The organism is Micrococcus sp. KRD012 (genome assembly GCF_017168555.1).
In the GTDB taxonomy this organism is placed as follows: domain Bacteria; phylum Actinomycetota; class Actinomycetes; order Actinomycetales; family Micrococcaceae; genus Micrococcus; species Micrococcus luteus.
In genome coordinates, this window is record NZ_JABFBB010000020.1 from 78,410 (window position 1) to 84,183 (window position 5,774).

4 protein-coding genes and 1 pseudogene are annotated in these 5,774 nt (G+C 76.1%); all 5 read right to left on the reverse strand.

Going from position 1 to position 5,774, the window contains the following annotated elements; genetic code table 11:
- Window position 1: 1 nt before the first annotated feature.
- Window positions 2–823 (reverse strand): polyphenol oxidase family protein, encoded by an 822-nt coding sequence (locus J1M37_RS08465; protein WP_060974345.1) that lies wholly within the window; start codon window positions 821–823, stop codon window positions 2–4.
- Window positions 820–2,038 (reverse strand): annotated as a pseudogene (gene ftsZ / locus J1M37_RS08470) (cell division protein FtsZ). The gene J1M37_RS08465 and the pseudogene ftsZ overlap by 4 nt, the downstream one beginning before the upstream one ends.
- A gap of 317 nt (window positions 2,039–2,355) precedes the next feature.
- Window positions 2,356–3,141, reverse strand: a complete 786-nt coding sequence (locus J1M37_RS08475; RefSeq protein WP_260446448.1) for a cell division protein FtsQ/DivIB — start codon at window positions 3,139–3,141, stop codon at window positions 2,356–2,358.
- Window positions 3,138–4,625 carry a UDP-N-acetylmuramate--L-alanine ligase gene (gene murC, locus J1M37_RS08480; protein ID WP_144820189.1) on the reverse strand — a complete coding sequence of 496 codons (1,488 nt, stop codon included), beginning with the start codon at window positions 4,623–4,625 and terminating at the stop codon, window positions 3,138–3,140. The genes J1M37_RS08475 and murC overlap by 4 nt, the downstream gene beginning before the upstream one ends.
- Entirely contained in the window at window positions 4,622–5,752 is a 1,131-nt protein-coding gene (gene murG, locus J1M37_RS08485; protein ID WP_144820190.1) for an undecaprenyldiphospho-muramoylpentapeptide beta-N-acetylglucosaminyltransferase, read from the reverse strand. Before murG ends, murC begins: the two co-directional genes overlap by 4 nt.
- Between the last annotated feature and the right edge of the window lie 22 nt (window positions 5,753–5,774).

Sequence of the window (5,774 nt, forward strand, 5' to 3'; positions counted from 1 at the left end):
GTCATGCGTCTCCTCTCGGGGTGGTGGCGTCGGGGTCGGCGCGCCAGACGAGGCCGGCGAACCGGCCCTCACCGGGCGCCCGACGGTGCGAGAACAGGCGCTCGTCCTCCCGCGTGCACACGTCGATCGTCGCGGCGGCCACCCCGCGGGCACGGAGGACCTCCGCGGCGCCGGCGGGCAGGTCGAGGGCGGGGGTGCCCCAGGACGTGGTGGCGGCGGTCGCCGGGAGGCGGGCGGCGGCGTCGTCGCGCATGGCCGCGGGCACCTCGTAGCAGCGGCCGCACACGCCGGGGCCGATCCAGGCGCGCAGGCCGGGACCGGCTCGGTCGGCCTCCGGACGCAGGGAGAGCAGCCGATCGACGGTCGCCTCCAGGACGCCCTCCAGCAGCCCGCGTCGCCCGGCGTGGGCCACGGCGGTCGCGCCGGTCGTCTCGTCGACGAGGACCACGGGGAGGCAGTCGGCCACCATGACGGCCAGCGGCCGGGACCCGTCGCGGCTCACGGCGGCGTCGGCCACGGGGGCCGGGGCACCGCCGCGCCCGGGCCCGTCCGCCCACACGACGTCGGCCGAGTGCACCTGGTCCAGATAGAGCGTGGCGCCCTCGGGGACCCCCATCACGCGCTCCAGGGCGCGACGGGCGGCGCTGACGCGAGCGAGCCCCTCGGCCTCGTCCGGCGGGACCACGTGCAGCGCGAGGTTGCCGGCGGCCACGGAGGTCCAGGCGACGTGCACGGCGCCCGTCGCGGTGCGGACGGTCTCGCGGTGCACGAAGGGGCCGGCGGGGACCCGTGTGGTCCCGGCCGGCCCCTCCGCGGCCGTCACTTGAGGAAGTCCGGGACGTCCAGGTCCGAGGACCCGGCGCCGAGGTCCGGCTCCACCACGGTGGGCAGGTCCTGCTGGCGGCGCGGCTGCTGCTCCTGCGGGGCCAGCGGCACGGTGCCGCGCACGGCGGGGCGCTCGGCCTGCTGCGGCGGGGCCGGGGGGCTGCGGCTGGGCGGGGACGGGCTGCGGCTGCGCGGGGGCCGCGGCCCGCTGCGGGGCCGCCTGCTGCTGCTGCGCGGCCTGCGGGGCGGCCGGGGCGGAGGTGACGTCCACCTTGTCGAAGCCCGCGGCGATCACGGTCACGCGCACCTCGTCGCCGAGGGCGTCGTCGATGACCGCGCCGAAGATGATGTTGGCCTCCGGGTGGGCGACCTCCTGGACCAGTCGCGCGGCCTCGTTGATCTCGAAGAGGCCGAGGTCGGAGCCGCCCTGGATGGAGAGCAGCACGCCGTACGCGCCGTCGATGGAGGCCTCGAGCAGCGGCGAGGCGATCGCCAGCTCGGCCGCCTTGACGGCGCGGTCCTCGCCCTGCGCGTGGCCGATGCCCATGAGCGCGGAGCCCGCGCCCTGCATCACGGACTTCACGTCCGCGAAGTCGAGGTTGATCAGGCCCGGGGTGGTGATCAGGTCGGTGATGCCCTGGACGCCGGAGAGGAGCACCTGGTCCGCCTGACGGAAGGCGTCCATGACCGAGACGTTGCGGTCCGAGATGGACAGCAGGCGGTCGTTCGGGATCACGATGAGGGTGTCGACCTCGTCCCGCAGGGCGTCGATGCCCGCCTCGGCGGAGCCGGCGCGACGGCGGCCCTCGAACGTGAACGGACGGGTCACGACGCCGATGGTCAGGGCGCCGAGCGAGCGCGCGATGCGGGCCACGACGGGCGCTCCGCCGGTGCCGGTGCCGCCGCCCTCGCCCGCGGTCACGAACACCATGTCCGCGCCCCGCAGGACCTCCTCGATCTCCTCCGCGTGGTCCTCGGCGGCCTGGCGGCCGACCTCGGGGTTCGCGCCCGCGCCGAGTCCACGGGTGAGCTCGCGGCCCACGTCCAGCTTCACGTCCGCGTCCGACATCAGCAGCGCCTGGGCGTCCGTGTTGATGGCGATGAACTCCACGCCGCGAAGCCCCACCTCGATCATGCGGTTCACGGCGTTCACGCCGCCGCCGCCGATGCCGACGACCTTGATGACGGCCAGGTAGTTCTGGGGTGCAGCCACGGTGTTGGTTCCCTTTGTTCGAGATCTCGAGAGGTCAGCGCGAGGCACATCGCCCCGGTGATCGGCGGCCACCCGGGGTGGACACCTTCAAGCACAGCGTGAAGCGAGCCTCGCGCGCGTTCGGATCCACCGTACTGGGAGGCCCGCGTCACGCGCAAAAGAAAACGGCGTGTCCACGCGGAAAAGACGCCCTCAACATCAACTTTCACGTGAGACTCGAAGGACGAGCCTCCGCGGTGAGGACACCCCGACTCGCACGAGACCAGGCGCCCCGACCTTCACCTTCACGTTCTACTGGAGACTCCTGTGGCCCCGGTTCAGCGCGTGATCGGCCGCGTGGGAACGGAGACGTCGATCTCGGCGACGCCGCCCGCCGCGGACCCGTGCCGCTCGTCCGCCAGGAACGCCTCGGCCACGGACCCCTTGAGGCCGGCGTCCTGCGCGTCGCCCCAGACCAGGGTCACCCCGCCCTCGAGCGCCAGATAGACCTGGCCCGGGCCCCGGGAGTCGGCGGTCTCGACACGATCGGCCACAGGCTCCGGCAGGGCGGCCAGCACCTCGGCCACCTCGGCGCGCTCCTCCTGTGCCCGCTGCGCCAGCTCCTCCGAGAACGCGGGGAGGTCCTCGCCCTCGAGCCGCTCCTCCGGCACTCTCGTCAGGACGGTGCCGTCCGCGAGCAGCAGCTGCGCGCCGTCGTCACCGTCCCGCCGGGCCCGCGCCTCGTGCTCCCGGACCACGACCTCCAGGCCGGTGGGCAGGCGGGGCACGGTATGGACCTCGGCCACCCCGGGCAGACCGCCGACCAGCTCGCCCACACGGCCGGCCCCGACGCGGGACAGCGGCACGCCGTACACGGGCTCCAGGCGCTCCTGGACGGCGGTGGCGGAGACATGGCGGGTGCCGGTGACCTCGACGCGGTCCACCGCGAGCACGGGCGAGAAGAGCACGACCCAGCCCAGGGCGCCCAGCACCGCGAGCACCGCGGCCGCCACACCCCAGCGCGTGGCGCGGCGCCGGCGCGCGGTGCGCCCCGGGAACCGGACGACGGTGGAGGCGTCGGCCCCGGCCGGTGCGACCGGCGGCGTCCCGTGGCCGCGCCTCACGGGTGGGCGACGCTGAGCGCCGCGTCCCGGCCGAGCTCAGCGAGCAGGTCCGGGCCCAGGGCGGTCACGTCCCCCGCGCCCATCGTGAGGACGACGTCGCCGGCCGTGGCGCCCGCCGCGAGCGAGCGCACCGCCTCGGCGCGGTCCTCGGCGACGACGCGGTCCTCGGCGGCACCCGTGGTGAGGCGGGAGGCGATGAGGGACGAGTCGACGCCGGGCATCGGCTCCTCCCGGGCCGCGTACACGGGCAGCACGCGCACCACGTCCGCCCCGGAGAGGGCGGCGGCGAACTCGGCGGCGAAGTCCCGGGTGCGGGAGAACAGGTGGGGCTGGAACAGGACGTGCACGCGGGCGTCACCGGCCACGGCACGGCCGGCGGAGACCGCGGCGGCCACCTCCGTGGGATGGTGCGCGTAGTCGTCGAAGACCCGCACGCCGCGCGCGGCGCCACGGAACTCGAATCGGCGGGCCGTGCCCCGGAAGGCCTCGACGCCCCGCACGGCGGCCTCGAAGGCCATGCCCGCCCGGACGGCGGCCAGGACCACGGCGGCGGCGTTCAGCGCGTTGTGCCGGCCGGGCACCTGCAGGTGCAGGGTGCGCTCCGGTCCGTCCGCCATCCGGAACGTGGCGCGCTGGCCCACTCCGGTCTCGCCCGGCTCCACCGCGAGGTCGGTGACCAGCAGGTCCGGCGCCACGCCGTCGCGGGGCGCCGAGCCGTAGGTCACGACGTCGGCGGCCGCGTGGCCACGGGCCCACGCGGCCAGGTCCGCCGCGCCGGCGTCGTCGAGGCAGGCCACGAGGACCCCGCCCTGGGCGGCGGCCGGCAGCCCGCCCGCGAAGTCCCGGAAGACCTGGTGCACCGCCTCCTCGGTCCCGTAGTGGTCCAGGTGGTCGGCCTCCACGGTCGTGACGATCCCGATCGTGCTCGGGTAGTTCACCAGGGTGCCGTCGGACTCGTCGGCCTCCGCGATGAACCACTCGCCCCGGCCCGCCCGGGCGTTGGTGCCGAGCCCGGCGACGGCGGCGCCGACGGCGAACGTGGGGTCCCAGCCGGCGTCGGAGAAGGCCATGGCGGCCATGGAGGACGTGGTGGTCTTCCCGTGCGTGCCGGCGACGGCCAGCACCCGGTGGCCGCGCATGGCCAGGGCGAGGCCCTCGGAACGGTGCAGCACGCGCAGTCCGCGCGCCACGGCGGCGTCGTGCTCCGGGTTGCCCGGCCCGGCGATCGAGGAGGCGATCACCGTGGTGACGTCCTCGCCCAGGTGCGCGGCGTCGTAGCCGACCGTGATCCGGGCGCCGCCCGCGGCGAGCTCGCGCATCACGGGCAGGTCCTTCGCGTCGGAGCCGGACACCGCGACGCCCTGCTCCTGGAGGATGCGGGCGACCCCCGACACGCCGACGCCGCCGATCCCCAGCAGGTGCACGCGGCCCAGGTCGGCGAAGCGGCCCTCGGCCGCGGGACGGGTGCTCTCGTCGCGGCTCATCGCCGGGCTCCTTCCTGGGCGGCCGAGCGCACGAGGCCGGCCATGGTGACGTCCGCGTCCCGGACGCCGAAGCGGGCGGCCGCCTCCCCCATGCGCGCCAGACGCTCGGGGTCGGTCGCCAGCGGGATCAGCTGACGCTGCACCCACGCGCGCCCGAAGGCGTCGTCGCGGACGAGCAGCGCACCCTCCGCCTCCACCACGGGGCGGGCGTTGAGCGCCTGCTCGCCGTTGCCGATGGGCAGGGGGACGTAGACGGCGGGCAGGCCGACCGCGGACACCTCGCAGACCGTGCCGGCGCCCGAGCGGGCGACGATCAGGTCGGCGGCGGCGTAGGCCTGCTCCATGCCCGCCAGGTACTCCCGCTGGACGTAGCCGTCCCGGACCAGGAGGCTGCCGTCGTCCTCGGTGAGGGCCTTGTCCCGCCCGGTCAGGTGGAAGACCTGCAGACCGGCGTCGAGGAGGTCGCCCAGCGCGGCGCGCACAGTGCGGTTCACGGCCAGCGCACCCGAGCTGCCGCCGGTCACCACGACGGTGGTCCGGTCCGGGTCGAGGCCGAGGGCCTCACGGGCGGCACGGCCGGCGGCCGCCCGGTCCAGGCCGGAGATCTCGGGGCGCATCGGCATGCCCACCCAGCGGGCGCCGCGGAGGCGGGTATCCGGCAGGGCGGTGCCGACGTGCGTGGCCCGCAGGGCGCCGATGCGGTTGGCCAGGCCGGGGCGGGCGTTGGCCTCGTGGACCACCACGGGCACACCGGCCCGGAACGCGGCGAGGTACACGGGGGTGGCGACGTAGCCGCCCACGCCCACGACGACGTCGGCGCGCCGGTCCCGCAGGATCCGGGCCGCCGTGGCGACCGCGGCGCGCATGCGGGCCGGGAAGCGGACGACGTCCATCGACGGGCGGCGCGGCATCGGGACCCGGTCGATCAGGTCGAGCTCGTAGCCCGCCTCGGGGACGAGACGCGTCTCCATGCCGGAGGCGGTGCCGACCATGGTGCACTTGACGGGACCGCCGCCGTCGCCCTCCAGGGCGCGGGCGATCGCGAGCATCGGGGAGATGTGGCCGGCGGTGCCGCCGCCGGCCAGCACCACCCGCAGGGGTCCGGAGGGATGAGGGGTCTGCGTCATCGGGGCTCCTGGAGGGCGGGGG

Coding starts and splice junctions, on each gene's coding strand:
- murC (WP_144820189.1), bottom strand. CDS start 4,625: ATGAGCCGCGACGAGAGCACCCGTCCCGCGGCCGAGGGCCGCTTCGCC.
- murG (WP_144820190.1), bottom strand. CDS start 5,752: ATGACGCAGACCCCTCATCCCTCCGGACCCCTGCGGGTGGTGCTGGCC.